Annotated in this window: 16 protein-coding genes and 2 pseudogenes; 6 read left to right on the forward strand and 12 right to left on the reverse strand. The window is 47.4% G+C overall.

The genetic code is table 11. The annotated features are described in order from the left end of the window. Position 1 precedes the first annotated feature (1 nt). Together ACZ5RI_RS10280 and ACZ5RI_RS10285 are read left to right on the forward strand one after the other, a co-directional pair. Positions 2 to 1,471 (forward strand): hydrogenase large subunit, encoded by a 1,470-nt coding sequence (locus ACZ5RI_RS10280; protein WP_464512477.1) that lies wholly within the window; start codon positions 2 to 4, stop codon positions 1,469 to 1,471. 1 nt (position 1,472) lies between these two features. Next, positions 1,473 to 1,991, forward strand: coding sequence for an NADH-quinone oxidoreductase subunit B family protein (locus tag ACZ5RI_RS10285; RefSeq protein ID WP_464512481.1), 519 nt, complete (start codon positions 1,473 to 1,475; stop codon positions 1,989 to 1,991). A gap of 99 nt (positions 1,992 to 2,090) precedes the next feature. On the opposite strand, the gene ACZ5RI_RS10290 is transcribed toward ACZ5RI_RS10285, so the two are convergent. The 5 genes and pseudogenes from ACZ5RI_RS10290 to ACZ5RI_RS10310 form a co-directional block, all read right to left on the reverse strand. Next, positions 2,091 to 3,980: an alpha-L-arabinofuranosidase C-terminal domain-containing protein gene (locus tag ACZ5RI_RS10290; RefSeq protein ID WP_464512485.1), complete on the reverse strand. Its 1,890-nt coding sequence runs from the start codon at positions 3,978 to 3,980 to the stop codon at positions 2,091 to 2,093. Beyond that, positions 3,977 to 5,323 (reverse strand): MFS transporter, encoded by a 1,347-nt coding sequence (locus tag ACZ5RI_RS10295; RefSeq protein WP_464512488.1) that lies wholly within the window; start codon positions 5,321 to 5,323, stop codon positions 3,977 to 3,979. The genes ACZ5RI_RS10290 and ACZ5RI_RS10295 overlap by 4 nt, the downstream gene beginning before the upstream one ends. 83 nt (positions 5,324 to 5,406) lie before the next feature. Next, positions 5,407 to 6,438 carry a family 43 glycosylhydrolase gene (locus ACZ5RI_RS10300; protein ID WP_464512493.1) on the reverse strand — a complete coding sequence of 344 codons (1,032 nt, stop codon included), beginning with the start codon at positions 6,436 to 6,438 and terminating at the stop codon, positions 5,407 to 5,409. Positions 6,439 to 6,644: 206 nt separating this feature from the next. Next, positions 6,645 to 6,803, reverse strand: coding sequence for a UDP binding domain-containing protein (locus tag ACZ5RI_RS10305; RefSeq protein ID WP_464515586.1), 159 nt, complete (start codon positions 6,801 to 6,803; stop codon positions 6,645 to 6,647). Continuing rightward, a pseudogene (locus ACZ5RI_RS10310) lies at positions 6,798 to 6,962 on the reverse strand (NAD-binding protein); the annotation flags it as partial. The gene ACZ5RI_RS10305 and the pseudogene ACZ5RI_RS10310, both read right to left, overlap by 6 nt. A 253-nt stretch (positions 6,963 to 7,215) precedes the next feature. On the opposite strand from ACZ5RI_RS10310, the gene ACZ5RI_RS10315 reads away from it, so the two are divergent. The 4 genes and pseudogenes from ACZ5RI_RS10315 (at position 7,216) to ACZ5RI_RS10330 (ending at position 9,808) form a co-directional block, all read left to right on the forward strand. Next, the gene (locus tag ACZ5RI_RS10315; RefSeq protein WP_464512497.1) at positions 7,216 to 7,974 is read left to right on the forward strand and encodes a polysaccharide deacetylase family protein; all 759 of its coding nucleotides are present in this window, start codon (positions 7,216 to 7,218) and stop codon (positions 7,972 to 7,974) included. Continuing rightward, a pseudogene (locus ACZ5RI_RS10320) lies at positions 7,974 to 8,743 on the forward strand (endo-1,4-beta-xylanase). Before ACZ5RI_RS10315 ends, ACZ5RI_RS10320 begins: the two are co-directional and overlap by 1 nt. Then, positions 8,712 to 9,113, forward strand: coding sequence for an endo-1,4-beta-xylanase (locus tag ACZ5RI_RS10325; protein ID WP_464512501.1), 402 nt, complete (start codon positions 8,712 to 8,714; stop codon positions 9,111 to 9,113). Before ACZ5RI_RS10320 ends, ACZ5RI_RS10325 begins: the two are co-directional and overlap by 32 nt. 122 nt (positions 9,114 to 9,235) lie before the next feature. Next, positions 9,236 to 9,808, forward strand: a complete 573-nt coding sequence (locus tag ACZ5RI_RS10330; RefSeq protein ID WP_464512505.1) for an acyltransferase — start codon at positions 9,236 to 9,238, stop codon at positions 9,806 to 9,808. Here the strand turns inward: ACZ5RI_RS10330 and ACZ5RI_RS10335 are convergent. From ACZ5RI_RS10335 to ACZ5RI_RS10365, 7 genes are read right to left on the reverse strand one after another with little or no spacing between them, the layout of a single operon-like run. After that, the gene (locus ACZ5RI_RS10335; protein ID WP_464512510.1) at positions 9,780 to 11,129 is read right to left on the reverse strand and encodes an O-antigen ligase family protein; all 1,350 of its coding nucleotides are present in this window, start codon (positions 11,127 to 11,129) and stop codon (positions 9,780 to 9,782) included. The two genes, ACZ5RI_RS10330 and ACZ5RI_RS10335, sit on opposite strands and share 29 nt — an antisense overlap. Before the next feature lie 3 nt (positions 11,130 to 11,132). Next, a complete protein-coding gene (locus tag ACZ5RI_RS10340; protein ID WP_464512514.1) occupies positions 11,133 to 12,413 on the reverse strand; it encodes a lipopolysaccharide biosynthesis protein in 1,281 nt (426 codons plus the stop codon). 8 nt (positions 12,414 to 12,421) lie between these two features. After that, entirely contained in the window at positions 12,422 to 13,303 is an 882-nt protein-coding gene (locus ACZ5RI_RS10345) for a glycosyltransferase family 2 protein (protein ID WP_464512518.1), read from the reverse strand. A 16-nt stretch (positions 13,304 to 13,319) separates the two neighbouring features. After that, positions 13,320 to 14,507 carry a glycosyltransferase family 4 protein gene (locus ACZ5RI_RS10350; RefSeq protein ID WP_464512522.1) on the reverse strand — a complete coding sequence of 396 codons (1,188 nt, stop codon included), beginning with the start codon at positions 14,505 to 14,507 and terminating at the stop codon, positions 13,320 to 13,322. Beyond that, positions 14,507 to 16,558 (reverse strand): acyltransferase family protein, encoded by a 2,052-nt coding sequence (locus tag ACZ5RI_RS10355; protein WP_464512526.1) that lies wholly within the window; start codon positions 16,556 to 16,558, stop codon positions 14,507 to 14,509. Before ACZ5RI_RS10355 ends, ACZ5RI_RS10350 begins: the two co-directional genes overlap by 1 nt. Then, positions 16,543 to 17,022, reverse strand: coding sequence for an acyltransferase (locus ACZ5RI_RS10360; protein ID WP_464512530.1), 480 nt, complete (start codon positions 17,020 to 17,022; stop codon positions 16,543 to 16,545). Before ACZ5RI_RS10360 ends, ACZ5RI_RS10355 begins: the two co-directional genes overlap by 16 nt. Further along, on the reverse strand, positions 17,015 to 17,884 hold the full coding sequence (locus ACZ5RI_RS10365) for a hypothetical protein (RefSeq protein WP_464512534.1): 870 nt from the start codon (positions 17,882 to 17,884) through the stop codon (positions 17,015 to 17,017). Before ACZ5RI_RS10365 ends, ACZ5RI_RS10360 begins: the two co-directional genes overlap by 8 nt. Positions 17,885 to 17,892 lie beyond the last annotated feature (8 nt).

The raw sequence follows: 17,892 nt of genomic DNA on the forward strand, positions 1-17,892 counted from the left end.
CATGACAGAACAAAACCAAAGCGTTTCTGCAAAAAACACCCACTGGCCACGAACCGAGGTCCGCTGGGAAGAATGGCAAACGGCTGCGCAGAATATGGCCGATGGCAGCTATTCGCTCGTCGCGCACTGGGCCGAGCCTAATCTGGTGCATGCGGCCTTACGGGATCCGGGCAACGGACAAACCGGCATTATCAGCGTTGCGGTACAGGATGGCCATTACCCGGCACTGGGGCGCTATCACGCCCCCGCCATCCGGTTAGAGCGCGCCATCGCCGATCTGACAGGGTTGGTGCCCGACGGGGCCCCGGATACGCGCCCGTGGCTTGACCATGGCAACTGGTCCGGCTCGGCCGCCACAGCGCGCGAGCCCTATGCCTTTCTGACCGCACAAGGCGAAAGCCTGCATCAGATTCCGGTCGGCCCGGTGCATGCCGGCATTATCGAGCCGGGGCATTTTCGCTTTACCTGTAATGGCGAGACCATTGTGCGGCTGGAAGCCCGGCTGGGCTATATGCATCGTGGGTGCGCGGCACTGATGGTCGGGGCACCGATTGCACAGGGCGCGACGCTGGCCACCCGCGTCTCGGGTGACAGCACGGTGGCGTATGGGCTGGCCTTTGCCCAAAGCGTCGAAGCCGCGCTGGGCTGCACCGTACCGCCGCGCGCCGCCCATTTGCGTGCCGTGATGCTGGAGTGGGAACGCATTGCCAATCATTTCGGTGATGTCGGGGCCATCTGCAACGACGCCGCCTTTCCCCTGATGCTGACCCATTGCGGCATTTTACGCGAACAAGCCTTGCGCCTGGCGGCAAATGTCTTCGGCCATCGCCTGATGATGGATTGTGTGGTCCCCGGTGGTGTCGCCACCGACATTGGCGCCGATGCGATTGAGAAAATCCGGCATGGCATTGCCGCTTTCAAAAAACGCCTGCCTGCCATCGTAGCGCTTTATGAAGATACCGCGTCTTTACAGGACCGAACGGTACGCACCGGCATAGTGCGCCAGAGCCTGGCCGAGCAATTTGGTGCGGGCGGTCCGATTGGCCGGGCGTCAAACCGCGATTTTGATGCCCGCAAAGCCTTACCGTTTGCGCCCTATGACCAGCTCGACTTTCAGGTGCCGCTTTTGTTCCGTGGCGATGTTGATGCCCGTATCCGCATCCGTTTAAGCGAAATCGCACAAAGCCTGTCCCTGATCGAACACTTGCTCACCACCCTGCCCGGGGGGGAGGTTCGCTGCCCACTGCCTGCCGGTGCAGGCGAAGGCGCCGCGCTGGTGGAAGGCTTCCGTGGCGACATTTTTGTCTTCCTACGGATCAACCCGGACGGCACCATTGCCCACTGCCACGTGCGCGATCCGTCCTGGTTTCAATGGCCGCTGCTGGAAGCCGCCATCGAAGGCAACATCGTGGCGGATTTTCCACTCTGCAACAAATCCTTCAACTGTTCTTACGCGGGGCCGGATCTGTAAGATGCGCAAACTGCTGTTCGAAAGCCTGGGCGCGACAGCCCTGACCGAACCACCGCCCGCCCCGGACGCGGCGGCGCTGGCTGAACTTGCCGACACGGTGCAAAGCGCAGCCCGCCGCACGCTGGGTCACAGCCTGTCTATCCGTCAGGTTGATGCCGGGTCATGCAATGGTTGCGAGCTGGAAATACACGCACTCAGTAACGCCTATTACGATCTGGAGCGCTATGGCTTTCATTTCGTCGCCTCGCCCCGCCATGCCGATGTGCTGCTGGTAACCGGTCCGGTCACCTGCAATATGCGCGTGGCGTTGGAGCGGACCTATGCCGCCATGCCTGCGCCTAAATGGGTGGTGGCGGCTGGCGATTGTGCCCGCTGCGCCGGGCCGTTTGCGGCCAGCTATGCCATTGTCGGGCCGGTCTCGGCGGTTCTTCCGGTTGATGTGCATATTCCCGGTTGCCCGCCAACGCCGCGCGCGCTGCTGGCCGGTCTGCTCGCCCTGATGCCGGGCGCATCGCAATAATCACCGGCATATTCTGGCTTTTCAATCCCCAAATGACAACGGCGCCCACCACATGGGTGCGCGCCGTTATCTTTTGGCTTACGAATGAAGTGCGAGCCTTCACACCACCTTCAAGCGCAGGACGGTAAATGACCGCGGCTGCAATTTCTTACGGAAATGATTGCCTGCAACAGGGACAACCGTCTCCGTCGGCAACACCGCCTTGGGATCGCTAAAGCTGTTCTCAACATTCAGGCTGGCACCACCCAGCACGATCTCGGTTGCCAGTGGCGCAACCTTCGAGGTCAGCTCGATCTGCACCTCTGCCGGAACATTTGACGGATTGACCAGCTTGACGATAATCTCGCCCGCCGCGTTATCGCGCACCGCACCGGCATAGACCGGCAGTTCCGCGGTCTCGCCATCATTTTCCACCGGTACCGTTTCATCACCACGGTAATGGCAGAACAGCTGCTGCACGTAATAATTCGCTGTCGGCACCACCTGCAGATTATCAACCCAGATCAGATCCGGCGTCCACTGCCAGGCCTCGGTATGGGCAAAAAGCGGCGCGTAGGAAGCGATGTGCACCACATCGGCATTACGCTCCATACCGATCATGAAAGCCGCTTCCGACAAGGCACATTCGAGGCTGTTGGTATTCTCGACACTGACCATCTTGTCGCTCTGGGCCGCGTATTCGCCGAAGAATACCTTCGGACCATTGCGGTCATAGCTGTCATAGCGATGGGTGTTGCCAAAGAACCAGGACGGCGTGTCATAACAATGCTCGTCGACAATATCGGCCTTCAGTTCACGGAACTTGGGCCAGAGATACTCCGTACGCTCATCATTCGGCAGTGGTCCGCAGGCGGCGACCAGCAAAATCTCGGGATATTTTGCCTTAAGCGCTTTGACGAACAGTTTATAGCGCTCGATATATTGCGGGCCCCACTGCTCGTTACCGATACCCATGACCTTCATATTGAAGGGTTCGGGATGGCCAAGCGCCGCACGCCGCGCACCCCATTCCGACGAAACCGGACCATTGGCAAATTCGACCAGGTCGAGCATGTCCTGAATAAAGGGCTGGATTTCGTCCAGCGGCACCAATTCACCGGAATTGAACTGACACGCCATGCCGCAGTTCTGAATCGGCAAGGGTTCAGCACCAATGTCTTCACAGAGCTGAAAATATTCAAAATAGCCCAGACCGAAAGACTGGAAATAATCCGGCGCCGGACGATGCAAGAACTCGTAATTCCAGCGATTAATCGTAAAGCCGCGTTCTTCCACCGGTCCCAGCGTATTCTTCCACTGATACCGCTTATCCAGCTCGCTGCCTTCAACAATACAGCCACCCGGAAAGCGCAGGAAACCCGGCTTCAGATCGGCCAGTGCCTGCACCATGTCCGCACGTAAACCACCCGGACGCTTCTTCCAGGTGTTTTCAGGGAACAGCGAAACAAAGTCGATATCCAGCGTCCCCTCGCCTTCCAGCAACAGGTACAGCTTGGCTTTTGCATCGGTCGCCGAAGGGCGCAACACCGCCTTCACTTCAGCCCAGTCACCAGAGAAATCAGACAAACGTTCGGTCGCCAGCACGGCACCATTGCTGCCGTACAGCTCAACCCGCAGCGTCGCCGCCCCGGAAACCTTGCGGACCTGAAGCGAGAAATTATAGGCCTCGCCACACTTCACACCAATGCCACGGAAGCCTTCATTGGCGACGCCGAACACGTCGGTGCCTTGCGAGGCAATCCGCACATAATGCGGATTGGCGCCATTAAAGGGATCATCGCTCAGAACTGTCAGTGTGCCGCGCGCCTTGCTGGGCGAAATCTTCTGCCAGCCCATCAAAGCATCGGGGAATTCAAACCCACGATTTTTGATAAGCTCGGCGTAAAGCCCGCCGTCCGCCCCAAAGTTGATGTCTTCGAAGAAGATACCCCAGATGTAAGGGTTGATCTTGACGCCGCTCTGATCGGCTTTGATTTTAATCGTAGTCATGCGGATTCCTGAGTAACTTTAGCGCGGATGTTTTCGTTGTAGTACGTATCGGTAATGAAATAGCCGTACATGAGCAGCCCCATGATAAGCTGAAACACGCCGGATATTACCGTCATCGAGAGTGCAATGCCGTTCAGGGTAAACTGGCTCTGCACCACATTGGCGTGATACTGGAAGATCATCAGCAACAGGGCGGTTACACCGGCACCAATCCCCATGCCAACCTTCTGTGCAAAGGAGATGCCGCCAAAGGCAAGGCCCGCCACCCGTTTGCCGTCCTTGACCTGACCATAGTCGACTGCTTCGGAAATCGTCGACCAGAACACCGGCCCCTGCAGATCGACAATGAGGTTGATCAGGAAATAAATCACCAGTGCCGGCAGAACATCATGCTGACCAACCGCAAAATACATCACAATACAGAGCAGAAACGTGATGATCTGCGACCAGCGAAAAACCTGTATCTTACAAACGAACTTGGTCAGCAGCGTGGAAACGATCATGGCAAGGATGTTGCCGATAATACCAACGCCAACGAATGTTGATTGCAGCTGGGCATCACCGCCAAGGTAATATTTGGCATAGTAGAGACCAAGCGAGCCGCGAATGATGTAACCGGTGGTGCCAATCACGCAGGCCCAGAACAATAACTGCCACTGGCTGTTGTGAAACAGCAGCTTAACCTGTGTCGAAACCGGCATATGCACGGTTTTATGCTGCACCCGCTCCTTGGTGGTGAAGAAGCAGAAGAAGAAGATCAGCGTCGCCAGCCCTGCCATCACCATCATGGCAACATGATAGCCTTCGGCAATATGTGCCTGTCCCCAGCGGGCAGCAAAAATCGGCACGAAGATGTTGACCATCAGCGACGCGCCTTTGGCAAAGAACAACCGATAGCCGTTAGCCGACAACCGTTCCTGCGGATCTTCGGTAATCACGCCCGGCAGCGAGATGTACGGAATGGTGACCATGGTGAAAATCACCATCATCAGCGTATAGGTGCCATAGGCCCAGATCAGCTTGCCCATATACGGCAGATCCGGGGTGGTAAAGGTCAGCGCGATTGACAGACCAAACGGTATGGCAAAGGCGAACAAATACGGCCGATAGCGCCCCCAGCGCGTGGTGCGACTGTCGGTATAGATGCCCATCGCAACATCGGCAAACGCATCAATGATGCGCGGCAGGAAACCCAGCAAAACCAGATCCGCGACGTTCAGCTTATAAACGTCGGTGTAGAAAAAGGTGATGATAATCGCCAGCGCCGACCAGACGATATTGACGGCGGCATCACCACTACCGAAACCGATTTTTTCCAAAATCGAAAGCTTTGAACTTTTCATGATCTGCCAGATGTTAATTGAGGCCCCATTTGCGGCTGCCCCAAAGGGTTTCTTCCCAGAATTACGATCTTATAGGGCAACGACTACTTTACCAGAACACTGCGGTAGGTATCGATTGCCTTATTGTCTACGCTTGGCCAGTCACTGCTATCCCAGTTGAGCTGCAGAATCTTCAGACGGTGAAAATCATTGTCGGCCGCTTCATAGGCATGCATGACGACATACTCTTTGCCATCCAACGCATAGACACCTTGCCCGCCCCAACCGGCCCAGTTTTTATTTTCCGCCAGGAGGGGCGTGCCGCCACCTTTGGCCATGTCGCGGCCAGCCTTATCAAGATACGGACCAGTGATGTCTTTTGAACGCCCAACCGCTACACGATAGGTGCTGTTCTTGCCGCGGCAGCACAAGCCGGTCGAAACAAACAGGTAATAATAGTCGCCCTTATGGAACAGGAACGGCCCTTCGATTTCGCCATCCCCAGCGGATTTTTCATCGACACCGGCACCACGCGGACGGGCAGCAATCGAATGCCATTCTTGTGGCTCGGCCAGCCCGGTCCAGCTTGCGTTCAGCTTCACCAGCTTGATACCCGACCAGAAGGAACCAAAGGTCATCCAGGCCGTGCCGCTTTTATCGGTAATGATATTGGGGTCGATGGCATTCCACATGTCCCGCCCGGCAACCGAGCGGATAACAATGCCCTGATCTTCCCATTTATAATCAGGCGACGACGGATCAAGCGTCTTATTTATAGTCACGCCAATGGCAGAGTCATTTTTGCCAAAGCCAGAAACGGAATAATAAAGGTAATATTTGCCGTCATGCCGGATGACATCCGGTGCCCAGATATGACCGCCGAAGCTGGCAACAACACTATGCGCCCATTTGGGTTCAGCCTGGAAAACACGCCCGCGTGGCGCCCATGTCACCCTGTCTGTCGAGCTATAGGTGGTGATCCCCGGCCCCGTGCTGTAAAGGTAATAGGTGCTGCCATCTTTGGCCAGGGCGGGATCGTGGATATCCACCTGGTCGGTAGCCGCGGCAGACAGCCCGCCACCGAAAATCGTACAGGCCACCGCAGCGGACATCAGAACGCGAAGAAATCGGATCATGCTTACACTCGGGCGCAACGCGAAGGAAAAATCACGCCAGCCCGCCTCCCCTCAACAGCGCTCTGCGGCGCTTATTTTGTCAGACAATTAATTTTAGGCTATTTCTCAGACAAGTGCAAGGGCGTGAATCCGTGGCGCATTGTCCAACAGATACCCGCCATTAGGGCGACAATCGACCACCAAATCGTCCGAAACCCAAAAGAAAATTACACGCGCCCGACCGAAAGATAGCGAAACCCCGCCTCACGCATCATATCGTGTCCGTAGATATTGCGCAGATCGATCATCAGGGGGCGCTTCAGCAGGGCTTTGACCTTGTCCAGATCAAGGGCGCGGAACTGGTTCCACTCGGTCAGGATCACCACACCGTCCAGCCCAGGCTCAAATATCGGAATAATGCCGTTCTTTAAGCCATCAATCTTGCCCGCATCCTTGTCAACGCAGGTGACGTTGTGGCCAAACTCTGACAGACACGCACCAGAAACCAGCCCGACATACCCTGAACCGATCATCACAATCCGTATATACATTCCTCTCCACAAAATTGATAAAAAACATAGCACACAAAATAAAATTTTATGTGCGCAGCATATACATCGCAACGCTCAAAAGAAACAAATCAGTACAAAGATAATAATAAGGAATAGGCATTGTCATTTGCAGTCATAAACCTTGGCATAAAATCCAATTACGCATGACGTAAACACCACAATGCACCCACTTGACCCATATCATAATTTGACGAATATAATGACTTGCAACAGAGCCCCCAAAACAATGCACGCATTTAAAGCAATTATCGGCCTTATATTTGTGCAAACGCTCCTCAGCGCCGCTGCAATAGCAGATCCCTGCGCACACACAAACGTACTAGGGACATCCGGTACACTTTCCATACATCAGCAAGAATGGCCAAAGTTTGGAAAAAATTCGCAGTACCCAATATTACCACTGAAACCGCACCAATATATATTAACATTTGATGACGGCCCTTTCACATCGACAACGCCTGCCATACTTGCAATATTACGAGAACAGTGCGTCAAAGCAACAATGTTTATGATTGGACGTAGGGCTAGCCAGAACCCAACATTGGTAAAGGATGCATATGCAGATGGTCACACCATAGGCAGCCACAGCTGGTCACATGCCATACTGCAAAAACTGCCTTATAACGCAGCAATAACAGAGATTGTGCAGGGCTATGAAGCCGTTGAAACAGCTGAGTTTAGCAAACCACTCCCACTAATCAGCCCAAGACTATTCCGCTTTCCAGATGAACGAGACACCTCAGACTTACTGGCGTGGGCTCAGAGCCATAACATTGCTGTTGCAGGTGTCGATCTAACCCCGGCAGACTGGCGGAACGATCCACCTGATGTAACATTTGAACGCTTTAAAAACATGCTGGATCATGTTGATCGTGGAATTATTCTTCTGCATGATGGCTTGCCGAATACAGTGCAACTCCTACCAATGATCCTTGATGAATTACGGGCAAGGCACGCGACAATTGTTCACTTAACGGTACAATGATGGACAGACGCAATTTTATTCTTGGCCTTGGATCGCTACCGCTGACAACCGGGCCGGTTTTAAGTGAAACAGGTTATGTAGCACTTAAAGATCTCGCAGCGCGCAAAGGCTTATTGTATGGCGCGGCGATAAATTTACATACCGTCACCAATGATCAGTCCCTGGCAAATCTGATTACAAGAGAATGCAACGTCATCGTTCCCGAGTGGGAAATGAAATGGATGGCTACCCAACCCGGAACTGGACTGGAAGATTTTTCCGCTGCAGATAAAATAGCGCAGTTCGCAATGTGCAATAACCTACTTTTGCGTGGGCACACCCTGGCTTGGGGGGCCAGCATACCGGAATGGGCAAAAAACATTCTACGGGCTGGTAAAAACAAAAACGTATTGCGCGATCATATCACAAAAGAAGTTACACACTTCTCAAAATCTGTATTTGAATGGGATGTTGCAAATGAAGCGATAGAACCGATGCACCGACTTCCCAATGGGTACCGGAACTCCCCACTCTATCGCGCCTTTGGTCTAGATTGGGTTACGGAAGCCCTTATAGCTGCGCATACAGCTGCACCCGATGCAGTCTATACTACAACGATTACGGCTTAGAAGAGGCCAATAAAACATGTGATATTAAACGGGAAGCCGTACTGAACATGTTATCCCGTTTATTAAGTCAACACGTCCCCATAAACGGTCTCGGTTTACAGGCACACCTGACAGCCGGCAAAAACTTTGATGCAAAAAAAACTCTCTGGTTTTCTGTCTGATGTCCGCCAAATGGGACTCAAAATAAAACTAACCGAGCTTGATGTTAACGATCGAAAACTTCCTGATGATTTTCATTTGAGAGATCAGCTGGTTGCAGATACTGTTTTTCCAGTTGTGGAGACCGCACTCGAAAATCAGGCTGTTACGGGAATTCTGACATGGGGTTTGACAGATCACGACAGCTACCTCAATCGCCCCCCCATACGAACGCCTGGAGGCCGGGCATCACGTAGCCTGCCTTATGATGACCAGCTTCGCGCCAAACCATTTCGGGCTGCACTTGCGCGCGCCTTCAGCGCCGCCCCCGTCAGGCCACAACCTGCACCAAGTCCCGCTCATGGCAAAAAATGCCTTGTACACGCAAAATAACCAATAAGACAGCTGAGTTTTTGATGTCACCTGCAAGCATTTAAACAAAATATACGGCTAATTTCAGTATCACACCATATGAGAAGATGGCACAATCATTCCGTAGCTAGTGGGTCATTAAAATGACAGAACAATCTCACTTAACCCATAAGAAAACACTCTCTCGTACCGAGAAAATCATCCGCCTCCTTACAAGCAGTGTTGACCCACGTGCATATTTTCATTTTTTTCGAATGTTAAACTTTTACAATTACACACACGTGCAACCTCGTCGTAAAATCCATATGGGTACAGGATGCGCGATTAGCCCTGATGTGATATTTACGCACGGAGAGCTAATCAAGCTTGGTAATAATACCAACATCGGTTCACGTTGCCAGTTACGTGCCGGCCCTAGCCATGGCCAAATTATTATAGGCGATTACGGGCTGCTTGGCCCCGAGGTTGCAATTATCGCTTCACAATATCGCTTTAACGATGGCGAACCGGTAACCAAGCAACTAATGGATGAAGCTGATGTTTGCGTTGGCAGAGATGTATGGATTGGCACAAAAGCTATAATTATGCCCGGCGTTACAATTGGTGACGGTGCTATTATCGGAGCGGGAGCTGTGGTTACACATTCCATACCAGCACGTGCGATCGCTGTCGGAGCTCCTGCGCGAATTATTGCAGCACGGAATGTGAAGATCTAAGCTTCCTTAAAACATTAATCCCTACATGTGATACGCTTGGAGATGAATAGTTCAACACGAGAATAAGAGTTAACCAGCAACCAGCAACCTGCATCGGGAATGGAAAAATAGACTCTGTATTACCTTGAAAAATAATCTGTACATATAATGTGAAAGACAAGATTGTTCGCGCAGATTTTGGGTCAACGATTAATTCCCACACGACGATACTACCGATGTATGCAAGCAGTGCAACCCAAACACAAACCCCAATTACACCACCAGATAAATAATTTTCTAAATATGTATTATGTGCCTCAGCAACACTCCATAACCCCTGCTGCTCTAGCAGATGGTCTGAACCGACAAAACGCCACCAAAAGCTATCAAATCCATAGCCAAATAGCGAATGCTGCGTGGCAACTTGGTGGATGAATGCCCATAGAACACTCCTCCCCGTCAAGGTCGGGTCGCGTCCAATAAAGGTCACTATGGATATCGTAATCTCTTGCGCATTTAAAAAAATTACTATGAGCAATGCCCCAGCAACGGCCAGAAGCCCACCTCGCCCTGCTTTGCTGCGAATGATTGACAGAATGTAGCAAACCCCTACTGCAAACATAGCGATTGCAGCAGCAACTATAGATGTTGCAGATCGCGACAAAAACAGCAGAGCAATAGAGCCGACAATAAGCCCAAGTGTAAAAAGGCGCCTTTTATAACACTCTTTGGAAAAAAAACATGCAATCAATATTGCAAACATATTTGTCGAAATAATACCAAATTGGTTTTTTCCTGAAAACACTCCTCGTAAAGCGCCAGTATAGCCGCGGGTTTCGAAGCCATATACTGGAAATAATACAGCAAAAGAAATGCTACATAAGAAAAAAACTGCACAAATCCAGCGCAATCGTAAAAAAGTTTTACTCTCATCAAAGTCATAGCAAAGCGCCATCCCGAAAATGAGCTGCATAAGATAAACCAGATATGATCGGAAGCTGCTTGAGAAACTATCACACCATAACAATGTTATACCAAAAAAAATACTCAGTAGCCAAATCGGCATAGATGCCACCACGACACGCGATAAAGCTTTATAGCTATATAAAATATATATAATTCCAATAAACAGTAGATATCGTGGATACCCATAATACCTTGCTACAGATGACTGATCATCGGTTAAAATAAATTGCAGTTCCCCTGTATACGTCCATAACAAAGCACCATTCATCATCATAAAAGCGACGAATAATATTATTCGGATACCCTTTTCTGACAAAATTTTTGAATAACTAGATGCGGAATAATGTATCACTCTCGCGGTTTGAAGTATCGGCATCGCCTAGCCCCTAGCATCATGAGTACGTTTACGCCGCGCAAGAATTTCAACGACAATAATAAAAACCGCCGCTAGACCAGTATTAGCTGCCAGATTTGCGAATATCACACCGGATACGCCGTAGCGACTAGCCCCATACCAACACGCGACAGCAATTGAAATTACACCGAACATTAATAACAAGGTACGCAAACGCTGCCGATCAGCACCCGACAACGCATCCGCGAAAATGTATTGTATACCAATCAGTACTACCAGCGGAGACAGCCATTCAATAATATGACGACTGTTTGCAAAACCGTGACCGAGTGCAGCAGAAAAATACCCTGCAGCAGACAAAACAACAACGACAATAACCAGCGCAATGGCCAATATAAATGGTGCTAGCCGCTGCGCATAACGTTGCGTATCAACAATACCATTTTGTCCATGACGGAAATAGCGGGGATATGTCATACGGACAACCGCATTAATGGGAAGATACGTGAATTGAATCAAACGTGCTGCGACACCATAAGTGCCAAGGGTTTCTGCATTAAAGCTGTGGCCAATTACGATACGATCCACATTGGTTTGCAGTGCGCGCAAAATTTGCGTTCCCGCAAATGAGAAGCTAATTTTATAGTTTTTTACGCCCTTACTAAATTGGGGATAACCAAAACGTATTGCGACATCGATGAGCATAATCGCTGGCACGATCAATCCGTATGCAAACTGCCAAGGCCACCAAGCCTCAAGCCCAGCCAAACCAATTATAAAATATACCGCAACAACCAGAAGCATGCGCGATATCGCAGCAAATAATCTATATATATTGGCAATTCGAATTGCCTCATGTGCGATAGCAACATGTTCAGCCAATCCTGACGCTCTAGCCGACGTCAACTCAGAAAATGTCAACGCAATAATAATGTAGTAGGAAACATTGAATTTAAATATAAAATGTTCCAGCATCACAGACACTAGACACACGATTGGCAGTGTTATCATAATCATTATGAGAGCATTGCCATAGGCTGCACGGTAAGCAGATTTGCTACGAGCCACATCACGTATTAATAAATCACCACAGCCCAAACCTACAAATTCAACTGCGATTGTAACAATAGAAGCGATAGAAACTATAATACCATAACCAATCACACCTATAACGTGCGCCAATAAAATAAATGACACCATCTGAAATATTGCCATAAGTAGCAGGCTGCCAACAGACTCCAACCATTTTGAAAGTACCGTAGCTGAGAAATGCATTCTTTTAATTATGCTTGCTATTAAAATCATAATATAACCTACAAACTATGGCTTAGAAGCATAGTCATTCCAACAAAAATTCTAAATAAATATAAAAACTGTCGTTTTTTCGGCGAAAGGAAAATTGCCTTACAAACCGAACTAACCGCTTTAAGAGGGGAAAACACCTGGCGTGAATATACATCCGCCATACATAACAAATGCTCTGATTTTATTTTTTTTAGCAGCGACGGATTGCGAACCTGATCGTAAATTTTTTGGAACATTAATTTGTGGCCAACAACATTCAGATAGCTCGCTGATAACCGACCACCACCATCAAAATGATATTGAGCCAAAATATCTTTGACCACCTCAATCCTGCCAATTTTAGCAATTCGGATCCACAAGTCCCAATCTTCGCAACAGGGAAGATCCATACAAAATCCATTTACACTGTTAAAGGTAATCTTACGAACGATCCCAGTCGAAGTCCCAAGACAATTGCGATACAAAAGTCGTTCATATGACACAGCCTGCAAATTAGAACTACTACGTGATAATTTACCCTCAATACAGTAGCTATAGTTAGAAAAAACGGCAACGGTTGACAGATCATGTTCCAATAGAGGGACTTGTTTTTCTAACTTATTTGGCAACCACTCATCGTCGGAATCCAAAAAAGCAATTACCTCCCCCGTAGCAGATGATGCACCAAAATTGCGGGCACCTGCAGCCCCAAGACGTTTGTTAGGGGTTAATATACGTAGCGATGCAGTACCATTAGCAGCAGCTATAGCGACTGATGCCGTATGATCTGTAGACCCGTCATCGACTATTATAATTTCGCTTACCGGATAGGTTTGATCAATGACGCTGCGGATTGCACGAGCTATCACTTTCTCACGATTATGAGCAGGTATAACTACCGAAACACGCATACATCCCTCCCTATCATTACCGGACATCCGTCAACATTTTCATTTCAGACATAACATCAGCCATGCGCTCTATGTCAAAAAATGAACGTGCTTGCTCTCTCGACTTCAATGGTACAGTAGCACCTATCAGTGCATCCAGGATCGCGGTAGCAAACGCTTTCTCATTATCAGCCACGCAGTATTCGAGCTTCACAATTTCAGGAAGACCACGAACCCCAACATGAGTGGTTACGAGAGGTCGATCAAAAAATAACATTTCAACTGATTTAACATTGATACCACTACCTGACAGAACAGGATTAATCAGTACACGCCCCGCGCACCACACATCTGCAGGATCTTCAACATTCACCATAAGATTTATATTTGGGGTGCTTTTAAGAAATTTCTCAAATTCAACGGCAGGATTTGATCCAGAGATTAAACAAGTAATATTGGGTTTTTGTAGGCGCAGATGTGGCAATACATTTTCAACAAACCACTTAATGCCAGCTACATTAATTGAAGAACTCAGGGAACCGATATATGAAATATCAAACCGCGGTAACTCAGTACGCCTGTTTTGCTCCATAAGCGTTGGCAACCAACGCCCATTTTTTAAGCCATTTTTTTTCCAGAAATTTAAATCATCCTGTGAAATATCATAAAAAATTGTTGCGCCTTTAAGCGTCTTAAGTTCAAATCGCTTTAGACCAATCAGATTTATCCAGCTACGGAATGATTTTATCCCCTTTCCAGTTTTCGCTAACTGAAGCTGGTACTTGTGCTCACGGTTGTGAGATCTGATAAAATAGTTTTTTTTATCACTTCCGACTATCTTTTTTACTAGCGGCGCAATCAAAATATTATCAAGCCAAATAGCTTCTGGATTAAAACGCTTAAACGCAGATTTCAGTTCAGAAAATCCCTCAATAGTCTCAAGCCTTGCCGACGCCCCCATCGGCAAAAATAATATTTTCATTAGCTTGAAGGAAAATGGCAATATTCCACGTTTGTAAGTAAAAATATGTAATTCATCGACATGCGATTTTACAAAATTTATAGAATCCGCAGTTGGACGATCTGCCAATTTTGCAGACTGCCAACAAATCAGTTGAATGCTGCAACCTAAACCGCGAAAAGCGCAGATCCGGTTCCAAACGTCAACAACTCCCCCCATTCTGGCGGGATATGGAAAATCACCTGCAAAAATAGTTAGTTTCATTACCCTGCCTCACTTAGAATTTTACCACCCTTAGTCCCAGACAGCCTAGACAATCTTGGAACCATATATTGTTTTAGGTTCAGAGAAAGCACAGGTTCAAGAATGGTTTCAAATGTTTTAGAAGGATGATTTTCATCAAAATATAGAGGATGACTGTTATGTACAATTTGGCACATACCATGTCCACATATACTATCTTGCAAATTTACAACTGCATCTAAATTATAACGATTTTCGGCAATAGTTTCGATTAGTTCAGCATACTGCCTATCATATGCATTACGGCTATAACGCAACTCGATATGTTTATGAAGCATATCGGCCCGAGCAAGAGTATTCGGCACATCTAATCTCGCACCAGGTAACGGCATCAAGAACACAGTTTTAATGCCTAATCCGTGTAGTGTGGATAAGGTGTCACTTAAAGATTTTTTAAAAACAGCGTTACGAGAAACGACATCAATAGTTTTATTACCACGATATATAATATCGGTATTTGCCTGAGGACCAATAATACCTCGCCAACTAGCAATTATGACTACTATTTTTATTTTTTTATAAAGCAAAAAACTTTTTAAGTTTTCATTTAATGCCTGACATGGCACTGAATAATTCACCCTCTCCACACCGAACAGTGGCGAACACCCTAAAAAGTCTGCGATATATCCACCATGATTGTTTGCAATAAGAACATTATTAAAGGCGTCTTTCATTGCCCAAGCGTGTGAGTCTCCCCAAAATAAAATATCTCTATCTGTATTTTTTTTCCCAATTGCACACAATCCACGCCCGAATCCAAGAGGAATATCACTACAAAAATCCTCGCCGTATCGCCGATCCGTAGCTCCATCAGCTAACAGATGGGATCCTTCTGTTAATCTTTGCGGCAGACCATGACTAGTATAAAAAATAGTTCCAATTACAATAGTAACAACACCCGCAACTACAGCTCCCTGAAACAGTGCAATTCTAGAATTTAATATATTCTTTTTTCTGAAAGGTATTTCGACGTACCTCCAAGACAAAATAGCTATTATAAAACTCGCTGATAAAATCACGAAACGCTCATACAGCAGAGGTTCATGCAAAAGAAAAAAACGACTTAACACCCAAATTGGCCAGTGCCATAAATATAGTGAATACGAAATTAATCCGACAAAAACCAAGGGACGAAATGATAAAAAACGAGTAAAGAAAGAATTTGTATTACATCCAGCCCAAATTAAAGCCGCAGACCCCGCAACGGGTAAAATTGCTGAAAAGCCTGGGAACGGAGTGTTATGATCGTAGCCAAACACAGCAAATAAAATGCAGCATATTCCACCAAACGCGCCAATGGATCCACTCAAGCGCCCAGCAGACGGGACAGCACCAACGGCTAGGAGCGCTCCAACCAGCAACTCCCACCCACGCAGTGGCATAAGATAAAATGCACTGGATAGCGCATTAAAATGCATAGCTATTTCGCTTGCTATAAGCGAGGAAGCCGCCATCACAAAAAGCGATAAATTAAGAAAAAAACGCTTCTGTACGTATTTATAAATAACAACGAGAATAAGTGGATAAAAAATATAGAATTGTTCTTCTACAGCCAATGACCAGCAATGCAATAAAGGCTGCGTTGACGAGGTCGGATCGAAATAGCCTTGTTGCAACCAAAATAATAAATTTGATGAAAAAAATATTGTCGCAATTGCAGACTTTCCTAGACCTGTAAGTTCTGTTGGCATACATATAAAAAATGCTGCAAAAAAAACTACTGCGAACATAAATAAAAGTGCGGGTAATATCCGCCTAGCACGGCGCTCATAAAATCTCACAACATCAAAACGCCCGACATGGGCATCAGACATAAGAATTTGCGTAATTAGATATCCCGATATAACGAAAAAAATATCTACACCAACATACCCCCCACTAAAACCAAATAAATCTAAATGATATAGCACTACGGACAATACCGCTACAGCCCGCAAGCCATCAATATCGGAACGGTAGTGTGTAGGAGCAGTAACTCGAACTAAGGCATTTTTTTTTATTGATGGCCACATAATGCCATCTCTCTAGAGGTGGGAGCATCACCATCATCAGAACGGATTAAACAACCAAACTTTCCAACAATAATATTTTTTTTGATTACAACTGCAGGATTACCGGCAACGATGGTATAAGGCTGTACATTTTTTGTTACAACAGAACCAGCACCAACAATAACCCCGTCACCAATCTGAAGCCCAGGTAAAATAATAGCGCGCGCGCCGATGAAGCAGCACTTTCCAATATATGTGTCCAAATGCAATCCACGAGACATATCATGTGTGAGTATGGCAGCACCAAAAGCTATATAACTATCAGATGCAATGTGTATACCGTGAGGGTTTGTTTTATCAAATCTAGCGCTGCTTGAAAAAACTACAGTTGGATGAATATCCATCCCCCAAATCTTCACATAATACAAACGGCGCATACGTACTATAAACCTTTGCAGCCATAACAACTGGTTTAAACTATGCATGCTGAACGCCCCTTGCCAGTTTTTTAAGTCTAATCGCCTCTACAAAACCATCCCTTAGCGCTGAAACGTATGATGAAAGAGTAAGCTGATTATGAAAAACCAAATAGAGGCCAACAAGGATTTTACGAAAAAACTCCCAAATCGATCCATTACGAATATACTTTGCGATAACAAATAATGAACTGCGATAATATCGTCCACGATACTCATTACTCTTGCTACGATGACCAATTACAGCTGCGTCAATATAAAAAGATTCTGTAGATAGAACAAAGGCTTTAATTGCAAAATCAAGATCTTCCGATCCGCCCATTTGCGTTCCAATGCCTAATTTTTCGTCGAATTCTTTAATCTTCGACATAACATTTCCACGTATGAATATCGTATTAGATGACGCATTACGTATTACGCTTGAAAAAATTGCAGGCTTAAAACTTTCTTTGCTAACAGTACTACAGTGCATCGGATCTGCATCATATCTGCAAAAAACAAAATCTTGCGATTGATTATGTACGAAACTACTAGATATAAACGTTATAAGTTCGTCCGTATACCAACAATCATCGTCTGGAAAGGCAACAATTGTATCAGAACCAAATGACGTATCCTGCGCGGCAGCACGTAAAAGCTTATTACGAGCAGCAGATAAAGATATAATACCATCGACAGTGCAGATTTTTGTATGCTGAGGTACCCTAATTGGGGGAACATAATTACTACAATTTTGCAGCAATATATACACATGCACATCACAACCTAGCGGTAGACGTATGGAAGCACATGCCACACTATCCAGCATGCGTGACAAGAGAGCTAAACGATGTGGATCAATTACACAGGTGGTAATAAGCAAAACTTTCATCTGGTGAT

The sequence above is a fragment of the Micropepsis pineolensis genome (assembly GCF_055392125.1).

Bases quoted from the DNA above. Each gene is read 5' to 3' on its own strand.
- ACZ5RI_RS10280 (WP_464512477.1), top strand. From the start codon at position 2: ATGACAGAACAAAACCAAAGCGTTTCTGCAAAAAACACCCACTGGCCA.
- ACZ5RI_RS10285 (WP_464512481.1), top strand. From the start codon at position 1,473: ATGCGCAAACTGCTGTTCGAAAGCCTGGGCGCGACAGCCCTGACCGAA.
- ACZ5RI_RS10290 (WP_464512485.1), bottom strand. From the start codon at position 3,980: ATGACTACGATTAAAATCAAAGCCGATCAGAGCGGCGTCAAGATCAAC.
- ACZ5RI_RS10295 (WP_464512488.1), bottom strand. From the start codon at position 5,323: ATGAAAAGTTCAAAGCTTTCGATTTTGGAAAAAATCGGTTTCGGTAGT.
- ACZ5RI_RS10300 (WP_464512493.1), bottom strand. From the start codon at position 6,438: ATGATCCGATTTCTTCGCGTTCTGATGTCCGCTGCGGTGGCCTGTACG.
- ACZ5RI_RS10315 (WP_464512497.1), top strand. From the start codon at position 7,216: ATGCACGCATTTAAAGCAATTATCGGCCTTATATTTGTGCAAACGCTC.
- ACZ5RI_RS10325 (WP_464512501.1), top strand. From the start codon at position 8,712: ATGCAAAAAAAACTCTCTGGTTTTCTGTCTGATGTCCGCCAAATGGGA.
- ACZ5RI_RS10330 (WP_464512505.1), top strand. From the start codon at position 9,236: ATGACAGAACAATCTCACTTAACCCATAAGAAAACACTCTCTCGTACC.
- ACZ5RI_RS10335 (WP_464512510.1), bottom strand. From the start codon at position 11,129: ATGCCGATACTTCAAACCGCGAGAGTGATACATTATTCCGCATCTAGT.
- ACZ5RI_RS10340 (WP_464512514.1), bottom strand. From the start codon at position 12,413: ATGATTTTAATAGCAAGCATAATTAAAAGAATGCATTTCTCAGCTACG.
- ACZ5RI_RS10345 (WP_464512518.1), bottom strand. From the start codon at position 13,303: ATGCGTGTTTCGGTAGTTATACCTGCTCATAATCGTGAGAAAGTGATA.
- ACZ5RI_RS10350 (WP_464512522.1), bottom strand. From the start codon at position 14,507: ATGAAACTAACTATTTTTGCAGGTGATTTTCCATATCCCGCCAGAATG.
- ACZ5RI_RS10355 (WP_464512526.1), bottom strand. From the start codon at position 16,558: ATGTGGCCATCAATAAAAAAAAATGCCTTAGTTCGAGTTACTGCTCCT.
- ACZ5RI_RS10360 (WP_464512530.1), bottom strand. From the start codon at position 17,022: ATGCATAGTTTAAACCAGTTGTTATGGCTGCAAAGGTTTATAGTACGT.
- ACZ5RI_RS10365 (WP_464512534.1), bottom strand. From the start codon at position 17,884: ATGAAAGTTTTGCTTATTACCACCTGTGTAATTGATCCACATCGTTTA.